Origin of the sequence: Streptomyces sp. NPDC096339 (assembly GCF_044762985.1) — a bacterium.
Taxonomy (GTDB): Bacteria; Actinomycetota; Actinomycetes; order Streptomycetales; family Streptomycetaceae; genus Streptomyces.
Genome location: NZ_JBIWFI010000005.1, coordinates 226,156 through 246,686, shown reverse-complemented (window position 1 = coordinate 246,686; position 20,531 = coordinate 226,156). Strand labels below are relative to the sequence as shown.

Annotated in this window: 17 protein-coding genes and 2 pseudogenes; 10 read left to right on the top strand and 9 right to left on the bottom strand. The window is 71.8% G+C overall.

Annotated elements, in window-relative coordinates; translation table 11 throughout:
• The first annotated feature begins 56 nt into the window (after nt 1-56).
• From ACIQ5Y_RS11245 to ACIQ5Y_RS11235, 3 genes are all read left to right on the top strand, one after another.
• Nucleotides 57-1,727 carry a serine/threonine-protein kinase gene (locus tag ACIQ5Y_RS11245; protein ID WP_403878089.1) on the top strand — a complete coding sequence of 557 codons (1,671 nt, stop codon included), beginning with the start codon at nt 57-59 and terminating at the stop codon, nt 1,725-1,727.
• Nucleotides 1,728-1,820: 93 nt separating this feature from the next.
• Nucleotides 1,821-3,452 carry a succinic semialdehyde dehydrogenase gene (locus tag ACIQ5Y_RS11240; protein ID WP_403878087.1) on the top strand — a complete coding sequence of 544 codons (1,632 nt, stop codon included), beginning with the start codon at nt 1,821-1,823 and terminating at the stop codon, nt 3,450-3,452.
• A 27-nt stretch (nt 3,453-3,479) separates the two neighbouring features.
• Complete coding sequence (locus tag ACIQ5Y_RS11235) at nt 3,480-5,258, top strand: GMC family oxidoreductase N-terminal domain-containing protein (protein ID WP_403878085.1); 1,779 nt, start codon at nt 3,480-3,482, stop codon at nt 5,256-5,258.
• Between the two features lie 14 nt (nt 5,259-5,272).
• On the opposite strand, the gene ACIQ5Y_RS11230 is transcribed toward ACIQ5Y_RS11235, so the two are convergent.
• Together ACIQ5Y_RS11230 and ACIQ5Y_RS11225 are read right to left on the bottom strand one after the other, a co-directional pair.
• Entirely contained in the window at nt 5,273-6,823 is a 1,551-nt protein-coding gene (locus ACIQ5Y_RS11230; RefSeq protein ID WP_403878082.1) for a hypothetical protein, read from the bottom strand.
• A 525-nt stretch (nt 6,824-7,348) separates the two neighbouring features.
• Nucleotides 7,349-7,612: a chorismate mutase gene (locus tag ACIQ5Y_RS11225; protein WP_384584659.1), complete on the bottom strand. Its 264-nt coding sequence runs from the start codon at nt 7,610-7,612 to the stop codon at nt 7,349-7,351.
• A gap of 292 nt (nt 7,613-7,904) precedes the next feature.
• On the opposite strand from ACIQ5Y_RS11225, the gene guaA reads away from it, so the two are divergent.
• From guaA to ACIQ5Y_RS11205, 4 genes are all read left to right on the top strand, one after another.
• Entirely contained in the window at nt 7,905-9,491 is a 1,587-nt protein-coding gene (gene guaA / locus ACIQ5Y_RS11220; protein WP_403878079.1) for a glutamine-hydrolyzing GMP synthase, read from the top strand.
• A 142-nt stretch (nt 9,492-9,633) separates the two neighbouring features.
• Nucleotides 9,634-10,395 (top strand): class II aldolase/adducin family protein, encoded by a 762-nt coding sequence (locus ACIQ5Y_RS11215; protein ID WP_403878076.1) that lies wholly within the window; start codon nt 9,634-9,636, stop codon nt 10,393-10,395.
• 117 nt (nt 10,396-10,512) lie between these two features.
• The gene (locus ACIQ5Y_RS11210) at nt 10,513-11,766 is read left to right on the top strand and encodes a hypothetical protein (protein WP_403878225.1); all 1,254 of its coding nucleotides are present in this window, start codon (nt 10,513-10,515) and stop codon (nt 11,764-11,766) included.
• Nucleotides 11,767-11,784: 18 nt separating this feature from the next.
• Nucleotides 11,785-12,297 carry a DoxX family protein gene (locus tag ACIQ5Y_RS11205; protein WP_403878075.1) on the top strand — a complete coding sequence of 171 codons (513 nt, stop codon included), beginning with the start codon at nt 11,785-11,787 and terminating at the stop codon, nt 12,295-12,297.
• Here the strand turns inward: ACIQ5Y_RS11205 and ACIQ5Y_RS11200 are convergent.
• Nucleotides 12,243-12,467, bottom strand: a complete 225-nt coding sequence (locus ACIQ5Y_RS11200) for a hypothetical protein (protein ID WP_403878072.1) — start codon at nt 12,465-12,467, stop codon at nt 12,243-12,245. The genes ACIQ5Y_RS11205 and ACIQ5Y_RS11200 overlap by 55 nt on opposite strands.
• Nucleotides 12,454-13,752, bottom strand: coding sequence for a PspC domain-containing protein (locus ACIQ5Y_RS11195; protein ID WP_403878069.1), 1,299 nt, complete (start codon nt 13,750-13,752; stop codon nt 12,454-12,456). Before ACIQ5Y_RS11195 ends, ACIQ5Y_RS11200 begins: the two co-directional genes overlap by 14 nt.
• A gap of 131 nt (nt 13,753-13,883) precedes the next feature.
• Here ACIQ5Y_RS11195 and ACIQ5Y_RS11190 point away from each other — a divergent pair, with 131 nt between their 5' ends.
• From ACIQ5Y_RS11190 to ACIQ5Y_RS11180, 3 genes are all read left to right on the top strand, one after another.
• Entirely contained in the window at nt 13,884-15,173 is a 1,290-nt protein-coding gene (locus ACIQ5Y_RS11190) for a PspC domain-containing protein (RefSeq protein WP_403878066.1), read from the top strand.
• Nucleotides 15,170-15,859: a LuxR C-terminal-related transcriptional regulator gene (locus ACIQ5Y_RS11185; protein WP_403878063.1), complete on the top strand. Its 690-nt coding sequence runs from the start codon at nt 15,170-15,172 to the stop codon at nt 15,857-15,859. Before ACIQ5Y_RS11190 ends, ACIQ5Y_RS11185 begins: the two co-directional genes overlap by 4 nt.
• Nucleotides 15,860-15,976: 117 nt before the next feature.
• A complete protein-coding gene (locus tag ACIQ5Y_RS11180) occupies nt 15,977-17,089 on the top strand; it encodes an alpha/beta hydrolase (RefSeq protein WP_403878061.1) in 1,113 nt (370 codons plus the stop codon).
• Between the two features lie 28 nt (nt 17,090-17,117).
• On the opposite strand, the gene ACIQ5Y_RS11175 is transcribed toward ACIQ5Y_RS11180, so the two are convergent.
• From ACIQ5Y_RS11175 to ACIQ5Y_RS11155, 5 genes and pseudogenes are all read right to left on the bottom strand, one after another.
• Entirely contained in the window at nt 17,118-18,161 is a 1,044-nt protein-coding gene (locus ACIQ5Y_RS11175; protein WP_403878058.1) for an NlpC/P60 family protein, read from the bottom strand.
• A gap of 116 nt (nt 18,162-18,277) precedes the next feature.
• Complete coding sequence (locus tag ACIQ5Y_RS11170) at nt 18,278-18,631, bottom strand: hypothetical protein (protein WP_384584689.1); 354 nt, start codon at nt 18,629-18,631, stop codon at nt 18,278-18,280.
• A 21-nt stretch (nt 18,632-18,652) separates the two neighbouring features.
• A pseudogene (locus ACIQ5Y_RS11165) lies at nt 18,653-18,769 on the bottom strand (class F sortase); the annotation flags it as partial.
• Between the two features lie 148 nt (nt 18,770-18,917).
• Nucleotides 18,918-19,016, bottom strand: a pseudogene (locus ACIQ5Y_RS11160) (RNA-guided endonuclease TnpB family protein); the annotation flags it as partial.
• A gap of 547 nt (nt 19,017-19,563) precedes the next feature.
• Nucleotides 19,564-20,499, bottom strand: a complete 936-nt coding sequence (locus ACIQ5Y_RS11155) for an alpha/beta fold hydrolase (protein WP_403878054.1) — start codon at nt 20,497-20,499, stop codon at nt 19,564-19,566.
• Nucleotides 20,500-20,531: the final 32 nt, after the last annotated feature.

Sequence of the window (20,531 nt, the reverse complement as noted above, 5' to 3'; positions counted from 1 at the left end):
AGTGCCCATGAGCTCCGTAATCTGGCGGCCTGAAGTGTGGAGAGCGGCGGGATTTCGTGGAACAGCAGACAGGTGGGGGCACCGTGCTCGCGGGTCGGTACCGGCTCGTCGAGCCCATCGGCCGCGGCGGCATGGGCAAGGTGTGGCGCGCGCATGACGAGCTGCTGCACAGGACCGTCGCCGTCAAGGAACTGACGGCGGGTCTGTACGTCGCCCAGGCCGACCGGGACGTCATGCACGCCCGTACGCAGAAGGAGGCCCGGGCCGCGGCCCGGATCCAGCACCCGGCGGTCGTCACCGTTCACGACGTACTGGAACACGACGACCGGCCCTGGATCGTCATGGAGTACATCGACGGCCCCTCCCTCGCGGACGCGGCCAAGGCGGCCGGCCGGATCGAGCCCCGCGAGGCGGCCAGGATCGGCCTGCACGTGCTGGGCGCGCTGCGCGCCGCGCACGCGGTCGGCGTACTGCACCGGGACGTGAAGCCGGGCAACGTGCTGCTGGCCAAGGACGGCCGGGTGCTGCTCACGGACTTCGGGATCGCCGCGATCGAGGGCGACTCCTCCATCACGCGCACCGGCGAGATCGTCGGCTCCATCGACTACCTGGCCCCCGAGCGGGTCACCGGCGCGACGCCCGGCACGGCCTCCGACCTGTGGTCGCTGGGCGCCACCCTCTACACGGCGGTCGAGGCCCGCTCGCCGTTCCGCCGTACGTCGCCCATCTCCAGCCTCCAGGCCGTCGTCAACGACGAACCGCCGGCGCTGCGCCAGTCCGGGGTGCTGGGACCGGTGATCACGGCCCTGCTGCGCAAGGACCCGGAGGAGCGCCCTTCGGCCGAGGAGGCCGAGCGGATGCTGATGGAGGCGATGGAGGGCCGCGAACCGAAGGCGGCGCAGGCGTACGTGCCGACCCGCGCGGTGACCCCGGAGGAGCTCGCGCCGGCGCGGGAGTCGGCGGAGGAGCCGGCCACGCGGGCGGACGGCGCGCAGACGGCCGCGCTCCCGGAGCCGCCCGTGTCCGGGACGGCGTCCGCGTCGGGGGCGGTGCCCGGGACGGTGTCCGCACCCGCGCCCGTGCCCGCCGTCCAGGGCGGCGGCTGGCTCAAGCGCGCCGCGGTGGTGGCCCTGGTGGCGGCGCTGCTCGGCGGTGGCGGTGTGTTCGGGATCCTCAAGTACACCGGGGACTCGGGGGCGGACGACAAGCCCGCGGGTTCGACGGGCGGGCAGTCGGGCGACGACGGGAAGCCCCGGGCGGCGACCCCGCCGGCCGGCTACGACAAGGTCACCGACCCCATCGCCGGCTTCACCCTGTTCGTCCCGGACGGCTGGACGCGCCAGACGAACGGTGACCAGATCGACTACACGCCGGACAGCGGCAACCACTTGATCCGGATCGCCGTCGACTCCACCCCGGACTACCGGGACCCGTACGCGCACCTGCTCGATCTGGAGCAGCAGGTGAAGAAGCGGACGGACTACAAGAAGCAGCTGCTGAACCAGAACACCTTCCGGGACACCGTCCGCGCCGCGCTCTGGGACTTCTCGTGGACCGAGAAGCAGAACCACCCCGGTCCGCGCAGGGCCAGGGAGCAGATGTACATCGGCCCGGACGGCACCGAGTACGCGATCTACATGTCGAGCCCCGCCGCCGACTGGGCCACGACCCAGCAGCAGTTCGACGTCCTGCTCAGTGGCTGGGAGCCGCCTGCCAAGAAGCCCTGATCCCGCCACCCCGCCAGCAATCACTGGCGGAAATGGCAAAATCCGGTTACCCACGGGTACCCAAAGGTCCGCGGGCGCAATACGCTCACCGCCATGACGGATTCGCAGGCCCCCGACGCCCCTCTCCGGACCGCACCGCAGCCCACCAACCCGGTGGCCCCGGCCCCGGCCGGTGCCCGCACCGCCGCCGACGTGGTCACCGCCGACCTGGTCGCCCGGCTGACCCGCGGAGTGATCGGCTCCGGCCGCACCGCCAACCACACCCCCTTCACCGGGGACCGGCTCGCCGAGCTTCCCGAGGCCACCCCCGAGGACGTGGCCGAGGCCTTCGAGCGGGCCCGTGCCGCACAGCCCGCCTGGGCGGCCGTCCCCGCGCGGAAGCGGGCCGCGGTACTGCTGCGCTTCCACGACCTGGTGCTGGCCCGGCAGGCCGAGGTCCTCGACCTCATCCAGCTGGAGACGGGCAAGGCCCGCCTGCACGCCCACGAGGAGGTCCAGGCCGTCGCCGTCGCGGCCCGCCACTACGGCCGCAAGGCCCCCGCCTACCTGCGCCCCAAGGGCCACACGGGTGCCATGCCCACCCTGACCAAGGTCACCGAGCTGCGCCAGCCGCGCGGGGTCGTCGGCCAGATCGCCCCCTGGAACTACCCGCTCGAACTGTCGGTCGGCGACGCCCTGCCCGCCTTCGTCGCGGGCAACGCGCTGGTCATGAAGCCCGACACCGAGACCGCGCTGACCGCCCTGTGGGCCCGCGACCTGCTGATCGAGGCCGGACTGCCCGCCGAGGTCTTCCAGATCGTGCTCGGCGAGGGCCCCGTGGTCGGCCCCGAGGTGGTCCGGCACGCCGACTACGTCTCCTTCACCGGCTCCACCCGTACCGGCCGCGAGGTCGCCCGGGGCGCCGCCGACCGCCTCGTCGGGGTCACCCTCGAACTCGGCGGCAAGAACGCCATGCTCGTCCTGCACGACGCCGACATCGAGAAGGCCGCCGCGGGCGCCGTCCGCGCCTGCTTCTCCTCCGCCGGCCAGCTCTGCATCTCCATCGAGCGGCTCTACGTCCACGCCTCCATCGCCGACGCCTTCGTCGAGCGGTTCGCCGCCCGCACCAAGGCCATGCGGCTCGGCGCCTCCCTCGCGTACGGCGCCGACATGGGCTCCCTGGTCGGCGAGCGCCAGCTGGAGACCGTGACGCGGCACGTCGACGAGGCCGTCGCCAAGGGCGCCACGCTCGTCGCCGGCGGCACCGCCCGCCCCGACATCGGCCCGCTCTTCTACGAGCCCACCATCCTCGACGGCGTCGAGGCGCCCATGGCGGTCTGCGGAGAGGAGACCTTCGGCCCCGTCGTCTCCATCTACCGCTTCACCGACGAGGACCAGGCCATCGCCGAGGCCAACGCCACCGCCTACGGCCTCAACTCCAGCGTCTGGACCAAGGACTCCCGCCGGGGCCACGCCGTCGCCGCCCGCCTGCGCACCGGCACCGTCAACATCAACGAGGGCTACGCCCCCGCCTACGGCAGCGCCCAGGCCCCCATGGGCGGCATGAAGGACTCCGGCCTCGGCCGCCGCCACGGCTCCGAGGGCATCCTCAAGTACACCGAGGCGCAGACCGTCGCCCACCAGCGACTGCTCCCGATGGCGCCCTCGCTGGGCATGGACGACGAGAAGTACGCGGCGTTCATGACCCGCAGCCTCAAGGTCATGAAGGCACTTCGATTCCGCTGAACCGGACCCCGCCGAAAGGGCAGCACCGTGTCTGAGTCGTACGACTACGACGTCATCGTCATCGGATCGGGCTTCGGAGGGTCGGTCTCGGCACTGCGCCTCACCGAGAAGGGCTACCGCGTCGGCGTCCTGGAGGCAGGACGCCGCTTCACCCGCGAGAGCCTGCCCAGGAACAGCTGGGACCTGCGCAACTACCTGTGGGCCCCGGCCCTCGGGCTGTACGGGATCCAGCGCATCCACCTGCTCGGCAATGTGATGGTGCTCGCCGGCGCCGGGGTGGGCGGCGGCTCTCTCAACTACGCCAACACCCTCTACGTGCCGCCCGCGGCCTTCTTCGAGGACCGCCAGTGGGCGTCGATCACCGACTGGCGCGAGGAGCTCGCCCCGTACTACGACCAGGCCAAGCGGATGCTGGGCGTGCGGCTCAACCCGACGATGACCCCCTCCGACGTCCACCTCAAGGCGGCCGCCGAGAAGATGGGCGTCGGGGACTCCTTCCACATGGCTCCCGTCGGCGTCTTCTTCGGAGACGGGGACGACGCGGAAGGACAGCGGAAGGTCCGCCCCGGGGACGAGGTCGCCGACCCCTACTTCGGCGGCGCCGGCCCCTCGCGCAAGGCCTGCACCGAATGCGGCGAGTGCATGACCGGCTGCCGCCACGGCGCCAAGAACACCCTGAACGAGAACTACCTGCACCTCGCCGAACGCGCCGGCGCCGTCATCCACCCGATGACGACGGTCACCGCTCTCTCCGACCACCCCGAAGGCGGCTACCGCGTCCGCACCGTCCCCACCGACGGCCGCCGCAAGGGACGGGCGAGCGTGCTGCGCGCCCGGTACGTGGTCGTCGCGGCAGGCACCTACGGCACCCAGACCCTGCTGCACACGATGAAGGACCGCGGCGAGCTGCCGCACCTCTCGGAGCGGCTCGGCGACCTGACCCGCACCAACTCCGAGGGCCTGGTCGGCGCGCAGACCGACGACCGCCGCTACCGCAGGCGGCACGGCAAGGAGCGGCGCGCCGACTTCACCCGCGGCGTGGCGATCACCTCGTCCGTGCACCCCAACGCCGACACCCACATCGAGCCCGTCCGCTACGGCAAGGGCTCCAACGCGATGGGGTTCATGACCGTCCTCCAGGTCCCCTACGCCAAGCACCGGGTCCGCGCCTGGTTCGCCCGCACCGCCCGCCACCCCGTGCAGTTGGCGCGGTCCCTGTCCAACCGGCGCTGGTCGGAGCGGACCATCATCGGCCTGGTCATGCAGTCGCTGGACAACTCCCTGACGACGTACCGCAAGCCCGGCGGCATAGGGAAGGGCCTGCTCACCGCCCGCCAGGGCCACGGAGCCCCGAACCCGGTGCAGATCGCGGAGGCCACGCAGGCCGCGACCCTGCTCGCCGAGGAGATCAACGGCTTCCCCGGCAGCAACATCGGCGAGCTGATGGGGACCCCGCTGACCGCGCACTTCCTCGGCGGCTGCCCGATCGGCGCCTGTGCCGAGGAGGGCGTGGTGGACCCGTACCACCGGCTCTACGGGCACCCGGGCATATCGGTGGTGGACGGCGCGGCCGTCTCCGCGAACCTCGGGGTCAACCCGTCGCTCACGATCACCGCGCAGGCGGAACGGGCGATGTCGTACTGGCCGAACAACGGCGAGCGGGACCAGCGCCCCGAACAGGGCGCGGCCTACGTACGCCTCGCCGCGACCCCGCCGGTCCGCCCGGCGGTCCCGAAGGAGGCCTTCGGCGCGCTGCGGCTGCCGTTCCTGGCGGTCCCGGAGGTCCCGCCGAAGCGGGACCTCTGAGACGCCCGGCGCCGTTACGCGTGGTTGCCGCGACGGGGGCGGAACACGACGAACAGCACGATGCCCGCGGCGAGGACGGCGGCCGCACCGACGGCGGTCGCCAGCGCGGAGGTGCCGGTGGAGGCCAGACCACCGGAGGCGGGGGCGGTGCTGGAAGCGGGGGCCGTCGGGGTGGTCGTGCCGGGCGGCGCCGGTGTGGTGGGGGCGGCCGACGTCGTCGCGCTGGACGTCGGGGTCGTGCCCGGGCCCGGGTCCTTGGGATTCAGCACGATGTCGGCCGTGTTGTTGGCGTGGTCGGGGTCCCAGGAGTGCGGCTCGTTCTCGCCCTGCCCGGAGCCGACGCGGACGAAGCCCTTGGCGCCTTCGACGACCTTGTCGATCTTCAGCTCGAAGCGGAAGATCCCCTTCTCGTCGTCCAGGACGGTCTCGCCGCTCCCGCACGTGTACCTGGTGGCGTCCACCTTGGAGCAGCGCGGGGGGACGTTGGTGACGGTCGCGCCGGCCGGGATCTCGACCCCGACGTTGACGACCTCGGTGTGTTCGTCGGCGATCGCCGCCGGGCCGCGGTTGTGGTACCCGACGTCGAGTGTGACGGTCTCGCCGGCCTTGCCCTTGACGGTGGAGCCGACGGCGACGATGTCGGCGGTGTTCTTGACGGTGAAGGCGTGTTTCACGAGGTCGTCGTCGTAGGAGCCACCGGGGCTCGTGCGCGGCTTGAAGGTCAGCTTCTTGCCCGTGCTCGGCCGGGTCTGCTCTCCGCGGGGCTTCGGCGCCTCGCCCGCCTCGAAGATCTGGGCCGACACGACCTCGTTCATCGCGCGGGTGTTGGCCTTCAGCGTCAGCGGTTCGACCGTCTCGTAGGTCTGGCCGCCCTCGGCCGTACCTTCGAGGGTGCAGATGGTGAGGGTGCTGCCCTTGTCGGCCTGGCTGTCGCCGGCCGGGCCGTACGTACAGTTGTCGTACTTCTCCAGGGTGTCGATGCCCCGGGTGGTGCGCATCCAGACGACCGGGTCCTTGGTGGCGATCAGGCCCCGGTTCTTGAAGGCGATCGGGAGCCGGCTCTGGTTGCCCACCGCGGAGAGGGCGAACGGGCTGCCACTCTCGATGTTCAGCTCGGGCCCCCCGACGACGACGCGGGTGCTGTGCGGGGCGAAGGTGGCGCCTTCCGTCTTCGCGCTGAAGGTCAGGTCACCGGCGTCGCCCACCTTGCCGCCCTTGACGGGGGTGACGCTCAGGTCCAGGTCGGCGGACGCCGACACGCAGGTCAGCGTGGTCGCGTCCGAGGTGCACTTGTTCTGCGACGGATCACCGTTGATGGCCACCGTGGCGATACCCGCGAGCTTGCTCGTGTCGACCGTGAGGGTGACGGTCCGCTTGCCGTACGGCAGGTCGGGGGAGAGCACCGCGAGCGCGCGCGGGTACGCCTGACCCGACTCCGAGACCGGGGGCAAGGAGAGCGAGTTGGGGCCTGTGAGGTGGTAGACGGGGTCCGCCGCACCGGCCGGGGAGGCCAGGCCCAGCGCGACCAGCCCTCCCACGGCGAGCAAGGTCAACTTCTTCTTCATGGGGTCCCAGACCCGTGAACCCTGCACGCAGTTGCCCACTCCCCGTGTGACGGGCGACACAGGCGACAAGCGGACGACCGGGTGGTCACCGCGCTCCCCCTCCGAGCGCGGTGACCACCGCGGTACATGAGTGACAGGTGGTCAGCACGGATGGTTGTACCGGAATCCGCCCCGCCGGGCTGTGGCGTCCATCACGTGGTGAAATGCGCGGGCGCGGAACCGGACCGGAGGGGGCGGGGCGGGCGGGGCGCAGCGGCGAGGGAACAGAAGAACGGCCGGCCCGGGGCGTCCCCCGGGCCGGCCGTCTTTTGTGGGGTGACCGGGCTGCTGTCCCCTGCCGTCCGGTCACGCGAAGGAGCGAGGTCCCACGACGGGGGCTCCACGAGGCGCCCGTCTCATCGCTCCGGCGGAGCCACGCGTGGTGTCGCGGTCCCGCACCTGGCTGGCGCGGACAACCTCACCAACGAGGTCCCCCGGGGGCCGTCACGGTCCGGACGGGTGACGAACAGGCGTCAGCGCCTGCCGTCACACCCGGCCCCGGCACAGCTCCAGCAGCGTCATGGCGAGGGCGGTGCCGGGCTTGCCGAGGGCATCGCTCCAATGGGAGAGCACCTCCATCTCGCGCGACAGGTGCACGCGCCGCCCGCCGGAGGCGATCCGGGCGTCCTGGATCACCGTCGAGACGGCCATCCGCTCCTGGATCAGACCGATGATCCGGTCGTCGATCGCGTCGATGCGGACACGGGAGTCGGCGATCAGCTGCTCGGGCGTGGTGGTGATCGTGGTCATGGTCTTCTCTCCTGTGGTCTGAGCCGGCAGGAGCGGAACGCGGAGCGCCCCGGTCCTGTCGGACCGGGGCGCTCTGGGAAGTCTGTGGCTCAGGCGAGCATCACGATGACCCATGGCGACCGGACCGGCCGGTGCCATAGGTAAAGAGGAAGCTCAGCTGCTTGCGCACGTGCCGATTATTGCGGCCCGGCACCCTCCGGGCCAAGCAAGTTCGGATGGTGAGACGAAGAGGGCACCGCGTCCCCCGTTAGAATCGACAAAACAACCTCCTCTTCCGCCGGAAGGCCGCCCCGTGCCAGAAGCACCCTCCGCCGCCCACGACAGCGCCCCGGACACGGTTCTCGTCGTCGACTTCGGCGCCCAGTACGCCCAGCTCATCGCCCGCCGCGTCCGCGAGGCACGGGTCTACAGCGAGATCGTGCCGAGCTCGATGCCCGTCGACGAGATGCTGGCCAAGAACCCCAAGGCGATCATCCTCTCCGGCGGCCCCTCCTCCGTGTACGAAGAGGGCGCACCGCGGCTCGACCGCGCGATCTTCGAGGCCGGGGTCCCCGTCTTCGGCATGTGCTACGGCTTCCAGCTGATGGCGACCACCCTGGGCGGAACGGTCGACAACACGGGCGCCCGCGAGTACGGCCGGACCCCGCTGGCCGTCTCCAAGGCCGGTTCCACCCTCTTCGAGGGCACCCCGGAGAACCAGTCGGTGTGGATGTCCCACGGCGACGCCTGCTCCGCCGCCCCGGAGGGCTTCACCGTCACCGCGTCGACGAACGTCGTCCCGGTCGCGGCCTTCGAGAACGACGAGAAGAAGCTGTACGGCGTGCAGTACCACCCCGAGGTGATGCACTCCACGCACGGCCAGCAGGTCCTGGAGCACTTCCTCTACCGCGGTGCGGGCCTGAAGCCCAGCTGGACCACCGGCAACATCGTCGAGGAGCAGATCGCGGCCATCAAGGCGCAGGTCGGCGACAAGCGCGCCATCTGCGGCCTCTCCGGCGGCGTGGACTCCGCGGTCGCCGCGGCCCTCGTCCAGAAGGCCATCGGCTCGCAGTTGACCTGCGTCTACGTCGACCACGGCCTGATGCGCAAGGGCGAGACCGAGCAGGTCGAGAAGGACTTCGTCGCCGCCACGGGCGTGCAGCTGAAGGTCGTCGACGCACAGGAACGCTTCCTGAACGCGCTCGCCGGCGTCTCCGACCCGGAGACCAAGCGCAAGATCATCGGCCGCGAGTTCATCCGCGTCTTCGAGCAGGCCCAGCTGGAGATCCTCCAGGAGGACGGCCCGGCGGTCGCCTTCCTGGTCCAGGGCACCCTGTACCCGGACGTCGTCGAGTCCGGCGGCGGCACCGGCACCGCGAACATCAAGTCCCACCACAACGTGGGCGGCCTCCCCGACGACATCGAGTTCGAGCTCGTCGAGCCGCTGCGCCAGCTGTTCAAGGACGAGGTCCGGATGGTCGGCCAGGAGCTCGGCCTGCCCGAGGAGATCGTCCAGCGCCAGCCGTTCCCCGGCCCCGGCCTCGGCATCCGCATCGTCGGCGAGGTCACCAAGGAGCGCCTGGACCTGCTCCGCGAGGCCGACGCCATCGCCCGCCACGAGCTCACCGCGGCCGGCCTGGACCGCGAGATCTGGCAGTGCCCGGTCGTGCTGCTGGCCGACGTCCGCAGCGTCGGCGTGCAGGGCGACGGCCGTACCTACGGCCACCCGATCGTCCTGCGCCCCGTCTCCTCCGAGGACGCGATGACCGCGGACTGGACGCGCATGCCGTACGAGGTGCTCGCCCGGATCTCCACCCGCATCACCAACGAGGTGCCGGAGGTCAACCGCGTGGTCCTCGACTGCACGAGCAAGCCCCCGGGCACCATCGAGTGGGAGTAGGGGCACCCGCCCCGTACGACGGCGCCGCCGTTCAGCCTGGCTGAGCGGCGGCGCCGCCGTTTCCCGGCCGGGCCGCGGCTCTGGTCTCCTCGGCCCGCCGCGGGTACCTTGCGCCGCGAGCCGAGCCGTCGAAGGAGTGCCCATGCAGGACAAGCCCGTACCCGTGCCCCTGGAGCGGCTCGACTTCGAGATGCCGCCCCGTTTCGCCACGGCCGACGAGGAGCGCGCGCACCGCAAGGAACGGCTCGCCGAGGCGCTGCGGCTGCTGGCGCGGCTCGGTCACGGGGGCGGGGTCGGCGGGCAGATCACCGCACGGGACCCGGAGTTCGAGGACTGCTACTGGGTGAACCCCTTCGGGCGGGGCTTCGCCGGTCTCACCGCGGACGACCTGCTGCTGGTCGACGGGGACGGGCGGGTGCTCCAGGGCGGACGCCGGGTCAACGAGCTGGCCTTCGCCGTGCACGCCGCCGTCCACCGCGCGCGCCCCGGCGCCGTGGCAGTGGTGCGCGCGCGGGCCCCGTACGGCGGCGCGCTCGCGGCGCTGGGCGAACTGCTGGCCCCGATCACCGAGGAGGCCTGTGCCTTCTACGAGGACCACGCGCTGCTGGACGAGTTCACCGGGGTGGAGGAGCCGAGCCGGATCGCGCACGCGCTGGGCCCGTACAAGACGCTGATCCTGCGCAACCGCGGGCTGCTGACCGTCGGGGACTCGGTGGACGCGGCGGTCTGGTGGTTCATCGAGGCGGAGCGGGCGGCGCGGGTGCAGCTGACCGCCCGGGCAGCCGGGAAACCGGTGCCCGTCGACCACCGCGCGGCGGTCGCCACGCGCGAGCGGTTCGGGTCCGATCTGGCCGCCTGGGTGAGCTACCAACCCCTCAGGGAAGAGGTGGCGTCAACATCATGAACCGTTAATCACCTGCTCTGACATCGTGCGCAATCCGGAACACTGCCCCAGTGGTGCACAATTCGCTGGCATTGCACCGTAGTTCAGAGAGGCGGCACGCACGTGGCTGTCCAAGAGATGTCCGAGATGTCCCGCGGGGGCACCCACACGGCCGCCTGTGCCTGCGACGAGTGCGCACGTGAGGGCCACCGCCGCGCGGTCGCCGCGTTCCTGGAGAAGCGCGACGAGTTCGCCTCCGGCCACGGGGTGCCGGCCGCCGTGGCGCACTCCCTCGGTGCCTCCCGCCAGTGGGTCTCCGACGAGCTCACCCTGTCGGCCCGCGCCGCGGCGGACCGGGGCCGGGAGGCCGGGAACTCCTGGCTGTACCTGTTCTCCCGGCGGGCCGTACTCGCCGTGTGGATCGCCGCCGGGGTCCTGCTGGTCGTCCAGGTGGGCACCGCGCTCGGCACCGGCTGGTCCACCGCCCGCACCGCCGGACTGCTGGCCGCCCTGGTGCTGGCCGGGCTGCTCACCGTCGCGGCACGCGCCCAGTCGGTGCGAGGCGGGCTGCTGGCCCCGCTGGTCGGCGAGGACAACCGGCTGTCCACCTCGAAGGCGGCGGCGAGCGCCTGGGTCGTGCTGACGGCCTTCGCGACACTGCTGCCCGCGCTGCGGCTGGCGGCCTCCCCGCCGGGCCCCGAGCGCCAGGCCCTCTACGCGGGGCTCGCGTTGGACCGGGCGCTGCCGCTGCTGGCGGTGGTGTCGCTGACCTCGGCGGTGGCGGTGCTTGTGCGCCGGGTGGTCTCCGTACGGATCATGGGCCAGCGGCTGCAGAAGCTCCCCGCGGACCGGCCGCGCGGGGTGGACCTGCTGACGGACGACGCGGGACACGGGAGCTTCCCGGACGCGCAGTACGTGCTGGTCTCCACGGTGGTGCTGACCTACGCGGCGGTGTCGCTGGCCCGCTTCCCCGAACGGCTCCCGCAACTGCCGTGGGCGTTGGCGCTGCTGATGGCGCTGTCGGCCGCGGTGTACCTGGCGGCGAAGTACGCGGAGGGCAGCCGCCCCCTCGTCCTGTCGGTGGTCCGCAGACGCGAGCCCGGGGACCTGGACGCCGCGGTCCGCCCCGGGGACGACATCGAGATCCGGGGCGTGGGGTTCGTACCGCCCGGGGCGCAGACGCCGGAGATGCTGGCCCGGCTCGTGGTGCGGATCGGCGCGATCCACGTGCACGTGCCGCTGGTTCCGGTGGCGGGCGGTTTCACCAACCCGTCCGACGCGGTGCTGACCGTGCCGGTGCCCGCGGAAGTGGAGCCGGGACGGATCGACATCCAGGTCATCACGGCCGCAGGAGTGGAATCCAACCGCTGCGTCATCGACGTGGCCGAATGATCGGGGTAGACATGACGGGTGACCACTACCGGAACTGAAGCCCCGTCCAGAGCGGAGGGGCTGCGCGTCGCCCCCCTCGCCTCCCGCCATGCCCTGCTGCCCCTGCGGATCTTCCTCGGCGTGACCTTCGTCTACGCGGGTCTCGACAAGCTGACCGACTCCGCCTTCCTGTCCGCCACCGGCACCGGATCCATCGGCGACCTGATGCACGGCGTGCGCGACACCTCCGCGATCCCGGCCATGGTGGACCTGGCGCTGAAGGCCCCCGTCGGCTTCGCGGTGGTCATCGCCGTCGGGGAGCTGCTGGTCGGCCTCGGGGTGCTGGCCGGCCTGCTGACCCGGATCGCGGCCGCCGGCGGAGCGCTGATCTCGCTCAGCCTGTGGCTGACGGTGTCGTGGGCGGTGACCCCGTACTACTACGGCAACGACCTGATCTACATGATCGCGTGGACGCCGCTGATCCTGGCCGGGGCGCCCTACCTGTCGCTCGATTCCGTGATCCGGTCGCGCCGGTCCCTGCGCACCGCGTAGGTCACCATCCCCACCAGGGCGGCGAGGCAGAGCCCGCCGAAGGCCAGGGGGACGACCAGGAACCACGGCACGTCGGTCTCGCCCGCCGCGTCGAGCAGGTACATCACGCCCGCGGTCAGCAGCACGATCCCCGCGAGGAGCCTTCCGGGCTGGAACTCATGACGCGGCACGGTCCACCTCCACCTGTCCGACACCCGCGTGCAGGTGCAGATCGATCGTCCCGCCGGCCTCCGTGCCGGCGGTGGGCGGGAGCGTCTCCGTCTGGGTTTCGCCGCCGCTCTTGATGCGTACGTCCTGGCTGGTGTCCCCGGGCATGTGGATGTCGCCGAGCTTGACCGACACGTCGGCCCGCGCCGTGACCTCCCGGGGCACGATCACCTTCAGCCGCCCCGCGTCGATGGACGCGCGGACCGAGACGGTGGTGCCCTTGGGGACGTCCAGCCGGCTCAGGTCCAGGGTGGCGAGCCCGGTGCCCGCCTCGTACACCGGTCGTACGTCGGCCACGGACGCGGGCCGCCACTCCACCCGCTCGAAGTCGGTGCCGATCTCGGGCGGCAGGGCCGAGGCCCCCGCCAGTAGCCCGGCCGTGATCAGGCCCAGCAGGACGGTGCCGAAGCCGGTGCGGCCCTTGACCGAGCTGACCGCGAGGCCCAGACCGAAGACGGCCAGGGCCGCGGCGAGCCCGATCTGAAGGGCGTGCCCGAGGGTGCTGCCCTGCCATACGGAGGCGGCCCCGGCGATTCCGGCCAGCAGGGCCAGTACGAAGATCCGCCCGCCGATCCCGCCGCGCGGCCGGGCCGCTGCGGGCTTGGGCCGCTCGGGCGCCCGCGTAGCCGTGCCGCCGGGCGGCACGTCCTCGGCGTCCGCGGGACCCCACAGGTACCCGGTGGACCCGACCGGGCCGGTGGTGCCGTCCTTGACCAGCGGGTCCCGCCACCACGACGGGCTGCCGGGGACGGGCGGGGCCTGTGTCTCCGGCGGGGCCGGGGAGTGCGCGGCAGGGGTCTCGGCCTCCGGGGCGTGGGCCCGGCGCCGCTGCGACCAGTACGAGGCACCGCCCAGCGCCAGGATCACCAGGATCGAGAAGACCGCGAGCCCGCCGTTGTCCAGCATGGACAGGAACAGCGCGCAGCCCACCAGGGCCGCGAACACCGCCGCCAGCGTGGCGCCCTCGACCCGGCCGGTCAGCAGCTTCTTCGCCTCGCTCTCCTCCTCGCCCTCCTGCGGGAGCATCAGCCACGCGAAGCCGTAGAAGATCAGGCCGACGCCCCCGGTGACGGTGAGCACGCCCAGCACGATCCGGAAGACCACCGGGTCCAGGTCGAAGTAACGGCCCAGCCCTCCGCACACGCCGGCGAGGACCTTGTCGCGCCTGCTGCGGCGAAGGGGCGGCCGGGCGTCGGGAGGCTGAGGAGCCCCGGCACCGGCCGGTGGGGCGTCGTGTACTTCGGTCATGCGTCCATGGTGACGGTCCCGGACCGCCCCGGGCATCCGGCCCTACCCTGGCGCAACCCTGATATCCCCCCGGCCGGAATGGGGGGATGCCCTGATGCCCGGCCGCCCGCGCGCGTGTGACCCTTGGTGACATGCCCGTAGCAGCCGCTCCCCACCACGTGCCCGATACCGACGAGGCGCCGCCGCGCAAGCTCTACCGCAGCGCCGACGGCCGGATGCTCGGCGGAGTCGCACGCGGTCTCGCCGGGCACCTCGGACTGCCCGTGATCTGGGTCCGCCTCGCCTTCCTCGGCCTGTTCATGTTCGGGGACGGCCTCGGCGTGCTGCTGTACGGCGCGTTCTGGGTCTTCGTACCGCTCGGAGTCGGCGGCCGCTCCGCGAACCGCTCCTTCTTCGAGACCCTCACCGACGGCAGCCGCCACCTGCGCCGGCCCGACAAGGGGCAGGTCCTCGCGCTGATAGCCCTCTTCGTCGGCGTGTGGATCTTCATCGCGAAGCTCCAGGTCGGCGGCTCCTCCGGCCGTTACGTGTGGCCGACGCTGCTCGTCGGCGCGGGCGTGGTCCTCGTGTGGCGGCAGGCCGACAACGCGCGGCGCGACCACTGGGGCGAGGCCGGCGCGCGGCGCGGCCGGCTGTTCCAGGTCGCCCGGGCCCTCGCCGGAGTCGCCCTCGTCGGCGTCGGCCTGACCGTCTTCATCGTCGTACGGGGCTCCGCCGCGCAGCTCGGCAACGTACTCACCGCGACCCTCGCCGTCCTCATCGGCGTCGCCCTGCTCGCCGGGCCCTGGCTGATCCGCATGACCCAGGACCTCTCCGAGGAACGCCTGATGCGCATCCGCGCCCAGGAACGCGCCGAGGTCGCCGCCCACGTCCACGACTCCGTGCTGCACACCCTCACCCTGATCCAGCGCAACGCGGAGGACGTCGGCGAGGTGCGCCGCCTCGCGCGGGCCCAGGAGCGGGAACTGCGGAACTGGCTGTACAAGCCCGAGGGCACCGGCAAGGACGAGGCCGAGGAGCCGGCCACCCTCGCGGAGGCCGTGAAGAAGACGGCCGCCGAGGTGGAGGACCACCACGGGGTGCCCATCGAGGTCGTCGTCGTCGGGGACTGCCCGCTCGACGAGAAGCTGGGCGCACAGATCCAGGCCGCGCGCGAGGCGATGGTCAACGCCGCCAAGTACGGTGGCGAGGGCGGGCCGGTACAGGTGTACGCCGAAGTGGAAGGGCAGACCGTGTTCGTGTCCGTACGGGACCGGGGGCCGGGCTTCGACATGGACGCGGTACCGGACGACCGCATGGGCGTACGAGAATCGATCATCGGCCGGATGCAGCGCAACGGCGGGACCGCGATGCTGCGGTCCGCACCCGAAGGCGGCACGGTAGTCGAGCTGGAGATGGAGAGGGCGGCGAAGGCGGCATGACCGAGGACAGCGCTGAGAAGGAGACCCGCAGGGTCCGGGTGGTACTCGTCGACGACCACCGGATGTTCCGCGCGGGCGTACAGGCGGAGATCGGCGAGACCGACCGGACCGGGGTGGAGGTCGTCGGCGAGGCGGCCGACGTGGACCAGGCCGTCACCGTCATCACCGCGACCCGCCCCGAGGTGGTCCTGCTCGACGTGCACCTGCCCGGCGGCGGCGGGGTCGAGGTGCTGCGGCGCTGCGCCCCGCTGATGGCGGCGGCGGAACACCCGGTGCGGTTCCTGGCGCTGTCGGTGTCCGACGCCGCCGAGGACGTCATCGGGGTCATCCGGGGCGGCGCCCGCGGATACGTCACCAAGACCATCACCGGCACCGAACTGGTGAACTCGGTCTTCCGCGTGCAGGACGGGGACGCGGTGTTCTCGCCGCGGCTGGCGGGCTTCGTGCTCGACGCCTTCGCCTCGACGGACGCCCCGCCGATCGACGAGGACCTGGACCGCCTCACGCAGCGCGAGCGGGAGGTGCTGCGGCTGATCGCGCGCGGGTACGCGTACAAGGAGATCGCCAAGCAGCTGTTCATCTCGGTGAAGACGGTCGAATCGCACGTCTCGGCGGTACTCAGGAAGCTCCAGCTCTCCAACCGCCACGAGCTGACCCGCTGGGCCACGGCCCGCCGCCTCGTCTGACGCCTGACCTGCGGGTGAACCGGTGGTGACACCCCGGGGCCGGGCCCCGGGGTGTGATCCACGACGCAGTCGGCGAGGGCAACCGGACCGCCTCGGGCCGCCCTCTTGGGTGGCGTGATGAGCCTGACGGGGACACCCTTCTTCGTGACGGCGATCGTGCTGACCGCGATCGCCGTCATCCTTCCGCTGGCCTTGTGGAGCAAGGTCCGCGGCCCCGCCGCCGTACGCGTGGCGACCCGTGCGCTGATGGTGGTGTTCGCCCAGGTCACCGCCGTCGCCGTGGTGTTCGTCGCGGTGAACCGGGCCGAGAACTTCTACGCCTCCTGGGGCGACCTGTTCGGCACCGGCAAGTACGTCCAGGCCGCCCCCGACCTCGGCCCGGACGGGCTCGGCGGGAAGAAGGCCGAGGAGGTCAAGCAGGCCCCGAAGGTGCACCAGGAGTTCCAGCCGGTGGAGGGCCTCGGCGGGCGGGTCAAGAAGACCGAACTCGACGGGAAGATATCCGGGGTCAAGGGCGACGTCATGGTGTGGCTGCCGCCGCAGTACGACGACCCGGCCCACAAGGACAAGAAGTTCCCGGTGGTCGAGCTGATCCCGGGCATCCCCGGCACGGGCAAGTCCTGGTTCCAGGGGCTCCACGCGCACGAGGTGCTCGAACCGCTGATGAAGAGCGGCAAGGTGCAGCCGTTCATCCTCGTCTCGCCGCGCGCCATGCTCCTCGGCAACGGCGACACCGGCTGCGCCAACATCCCCGGCAAGGTCAACGCCGACAGCTGGTTCAGCGTCGACGTCCGCAAGATGGTCGTCGACAACTTCCGGACCTCGGAGGACCCCAAGCACTGGGGCGTGGCCGGGTACTCGGCGGGCGCCTACTGCGCCGCCAAGCTCGCGATCGCCCACCCCGACCGCTACAGCGCGGCCGTCTCCCTGTCCGGCTACAACGACCCGGGCCAGGAGCCCTCCTCGCTGGTCGCCCAGGACCCGGAGCTGCGCCGTACGCACAACCTGAAGGCCGTGCTCCAGGCGGCGCCCGCGCCGCCGGCGGTCTCGCTGTGGATGTCGGGGGCCGAACAGGACGGCTACCTGTCCGGCGTGGACCTCAAGGGGCTGGCGAAGGCGCCCACCGCGGTGCACGCGGAGAAGGTGGTCGGCGGCCACAACCTCGAAGCGTGGTCCAAGCAGCTGCCGCAGACGTTCGGCTGGCTGAGCGGCGTGGTCAAGGCTCCGTAGCCGCCGCCGTGGCCGCTGTCGCCGCCGCTCAGGCCGGGCGGGAGGCGCCCGCCCAGGGCATCGAGTCGACCGGGGCGATGCGGACCGTGGAGCCGGGGCGCGGGGCGTGGATCATCTGGCCGTTGCCGATGTAGAGCCCGACATGGGTCACCCCGGAGTAGAAGAACACCAGGTCGCCGGGGGCCAGTTGATCACGTGAGACCCGCTGTCCGGCATTGATCTGGGTGTAGGTGGTGCGGGGGAGGGAGACCCCGGCCGAGCGCCACGCCGCCTGGGTCAGGCCCGAGCAGTCGAAGGACCCCGGGCCCGTCGCGCCCCACACGTACGGCTTCCCGATCGCCCCGTACGCGAAGGCCACGGCGCGGGCCGCGCGCGAACCGTCGGAGGGCGGGGGCGGGGTCGCGGTGTGCGGCCCGGCGGGGGCGGCGCCGGCCGACTGGGCCTCGTACGCGGCGCGCTGCTCGGCGGTGAGCCGGGCGAGCAGCTGCCTGGCCGTGGCGAGCTTGCCCTCGATCTCCGCCTTGCGTTCGGCGAGTTCGTCCTGCCGGGCACGGAGGTCGGCGAGCCGGCCGGCGGCCCGCTCGCGGAGCTCGCCCACCTCGTCGAGGCGGCGGCGCACCGTGCTGATCCCGGCGGCGCTGCGCTCCTGGGCGCGGGTGATGAAGGCCGACTGGGACAGGTACTCCTGCGGGTCGGCGGCCAGTGCGAGCTGCACGGCGGTGCCGAGGGAGCCGCTGCGGTACTGGCCGGCGGCGAGCGAACCCAGCGCGTTGCGGGCGGCGTTGAGCTGGTCGGTCTTGCGAGCGGCCTCCTCGCGCAGACCGGTCAGCGCCTGCTCGGCCTCGTCGGCCCTCTCCTTCGCCCCGTTGTACCGCTCGGTCGCCGCCTCGGCCTCCTCGTAGAGCCGGTCCACCTCGGCCTTGACCTGGGAGGGGGTGGGCTGGGGGTCGGCCTGGGAGGTGCCTTCGAAGGCGGTGGCGGTGGCAGCGCCCGCGAGGGCCAGGGTGGCGGCGGTCGTACGTACCGCTGCGCCGGGGAGCGGGCGCTGCCTGGGCTTTCGATGACTGGCCACGAGGGCCTCACGTCCTTCCCCTGTCGGCTGGGTCTTGGGGGAGGACGCTAAACCTGGAAGTAACGGGTGGATGACGAGATGACCCGAAGTGATCGGATGTGGCGGATCGCTTGTCGTCAGTGCCAGAGAACGGCGATAAAGATGTTGATCACGGTCAGTCCGCCGACCGCGCCGAACAGTGCCTTTTCCACGCGCTCCTCGTCTCGCTTGACGTAGACGAGGGCGAGGATCACGAAGAGGACCGCCAACTTCACGCCGATCTTGACGTGGTTGAGGGAGCCCCCGTCCATTTCCCGGAAGCCGACCAGCAGTACGCCGGTGACGAGCATGGTGAGCGCGCCGTGCAGCATCGCCGGCACGAAGCGCGCGGTGCCCGCGCCCATCGCCTTCATCTGGGTGAGGAAGCCGCCGAGGAGCGAGGCTATTCCGATGATGTGCAGGCCGACGAAGGCATTGATGAGTACGTCCATGGCGTCGAGCGTACGGGGTGGCTATCCGCGGATTTCGGTCAGGCGGGCGAATACGACGACGTTGCCGTCGTAGCCCGTCTGCTTCGAGAATCCACCGCCGCAGATGATCACTCGGAGCTCGGGTACGCCTTTGTGGCCTTGGAGCGGTGGCGGGCTTGACGCGGCGTGTGCGCCTCGCGACTGCCCTCCCGGCAGCCGGGATGAGCGCGAGGCCCATCCGGTGAAGGTGCAAGACGTTGCGGGCTGCGTTGTGGTCGGCGTTCCCGGACCAGCCGCAGCTGGGGTTCTTGCACGCGAACACGGCCTGGGACTCCCGGTTGCCGGGTGTGGTGAACCCGCACGTGGAGCAGCGCTGGGAGGTGCCCGGGGCGGGAACCTTGTGCAGGGTGCCGCCGCGCCGTGCGGTCTTTGTACGTCAGCAGCTCGACCGTGCGGCCCCACGCCTCACCGCTGATGGAGCGGTTGAGTCCGGATTTCTGGGCGACGTTCTTCCCCGGCTGCTCAAGGGTTCCCTTGGCGGACTTGACCATGTTCGTGATGGCCAGGTTCTCCACCACGATCACGCTGTACTTCGCGGCGATCTCGGTGGTGATCTGGTGCTGCCAGTCCTGCCGCCTGCGCTTGGCTCTCGCACGAAGCTGCCGGATCTGGTCACAGGTGCGGTGCAGGCGCCGGGAGGTCTTCTCCCCGCGCTTGCGGGAACTCTTGCGGTGCGCGGCCCGCCGCTCCAGGCAGTCCGCAAGCGGGCCTTGAAGTCGGGTGCGTCGGCGCGGCCTCCCCGGCAGTTCTTCCACGCCTGGAAGTACGTCTTCAACACGGCCCGTGCCGCCTGGGCGGGAAGCGCGCCGAGCCAGTCGATCTCTTTGCGGGCCTGCGCTTGGCGCCTGAGGCGGGGGCGCCGATCGAGCTCGGTTGACCGGGAGTTCTCCTGGTCAACCGAAGAATTGCGTCAACTCGGCGACTATGACCTCCGGCTGCTCCTCCGGCAGGTAGTGGCCGCTGCCGTCGACGCGGACGACCCGGGTGTCGGTGCCGAGTGCCGGGACTGCGGCCACCAGCTGCTCGTAGTTGCTGTACTCGCCGCCGAGGGCGAGCAGCGGGGCGGTCACGGGGGCGTAGGTCGCCAGGTCCGCGATGTCCCGGCCGAAGGCGCGGTACCAGGCGTTGCCCGCGCGGATCGCGTCCGGGGAGTCGTACGCCCGGGCGTACACCGCCCGCGAGCGGGCGTCGATCGAGGCCGGGTCGACGGCCGCGCCCTTGAACAGCCAGTCCAACAGGAGGTGGTAGCGGCCCTCCAGGAGTCGCTCCGGCAGGCCCTCCACCTGGTTGAAGGCGAACCACCACAGGTGGAACAGGTCGGGCCGGGGGAGCAGTGGCATCCGCGCCCAGCTCTCGTCGGGGTGCGAGACGTCGAGCAGGGCGATGCGGCGGGTGGCTTCGGGGTGGTTCGCGGCGAAGGCGTAGGCGACCATCGCGCCGATGTCGTGGCCGGCGAAGTGCGCGGAGTCGATGGAGAGGTGGTCGAGGAGGGCGCGGATGTCGGCGGCCATCGTCTTCTTGTCGTACCCCTCCTCCGGCTTGGCGGACCCGCCCATGCCGCGCAGGTCCACGGCGATCACCCGGTGGCGGCGGGCCAGCGCGGGCAGCACCTTGTGCCACTGCCACCAGGTCTGCGGCCAGCCGCCGAGGAGGACGAGGGGTTCGCCGCTGCCCCCTTCCACGTAGTGGAGGCGGATGCCGTTGACCTCTGCGTGCCGGCTGGTGAAGGAGCCGTCGAGGGAGGCGGCGAGGGCGGCGTCGTCGAGGGCGGTGCCGGTGCCCGTGTCGGTGTCGGTGCCGGTGGTGGTGTCGGTGCCGGTGGTGGTCATGGGTGGTGTCCTCACGTCGAAGCAACCGTACG

Excerpts from the sequence above, each read along its gene's own strand:
- ACIQ5Y_RS11210 (WP_403878225.1), top strand. The coding sequence starts at position 10,513 with ATGTCCGAGATGTCCCGCGGGGGCACCCACACGGCCGCCTGTGCCTGC.
- ACIQ5Y_RS11190 (WP_403878066.1), top strand. The coding sequence starts at position 13,884 with ATGCCCGTAGCAGCCGCTCCCCACCACGTGCCCGATACCGACGAGGCG.
- ACIQ5Y_RS11240 (WP_403878087.1), top strand. The coding sequence starts at position 1,821 with ATGACGGATTCGCAGGCCCCCGACGCCCCTCTCCGGACCGCACCGCAG.
- ACIQ5Y_RS11170 (WP_384584689.1), bottom strand. The coding sequence starts at position 18,631 with ATGGACGTACTCATCAATGCCTTCGTCGGCCTGCACATCATCGGAATA.
- ACIQ5Y_RS11180 (WP_403878061.1), top strand. The coding sequence starts at position 15,977 with ATGAGCCTGACGGGGACACCCTTCTTCGTGACGGCGATCGTGCTGACC.
- ACIQ5Y_RS11225 (WP_384584659.1), bottom strand. The coding sequence starts at position 7,612 with ATGACCACGATCACCACCACGCCCGAGCAGCTGATCGCCGACTCCCGT.
- ACIQ5Y_RS11185 (WP_403878063.1), top strand. The coding sequence starts at position 15,170 with ATGACCGAGGACAGCGCTGAGAAGGAGACCCGCAGGGTCCGGGTGGTA.
- ACIQ5Y_RS11215 (WP_403878076.1), top strand. The coding sequence starts at position 9,634 with ATGCAGGACAAGCCCGTACCCGTGCCCCTGGAGCGGCTCGACTTCGAG.
- ACIQ5Y_RS11155 (WP_403878054.1), bottom strand. The coding sequence starts at position 20,499 with ATGACCACCACCGGCACCGACACCACCACCGGCACCGACACCGACACG.
- ACIQ5Y_RS11230 (WP_403878082.1), bottom strand. The coding sequence starts at position 6,823 with ATGAAGAAGAAGTTGACCTTGCTCGCCGTGGGAGGGCTGGTCGCGCTG.
- ACIQ5Y_RS11195 (WP_403878069.1), bottom strand. The coding sequence starts at position 13,752 with ATGACCGAAGTACACGACGCCCCACCGGCCGGTGCCGGGGCTCCTCAG.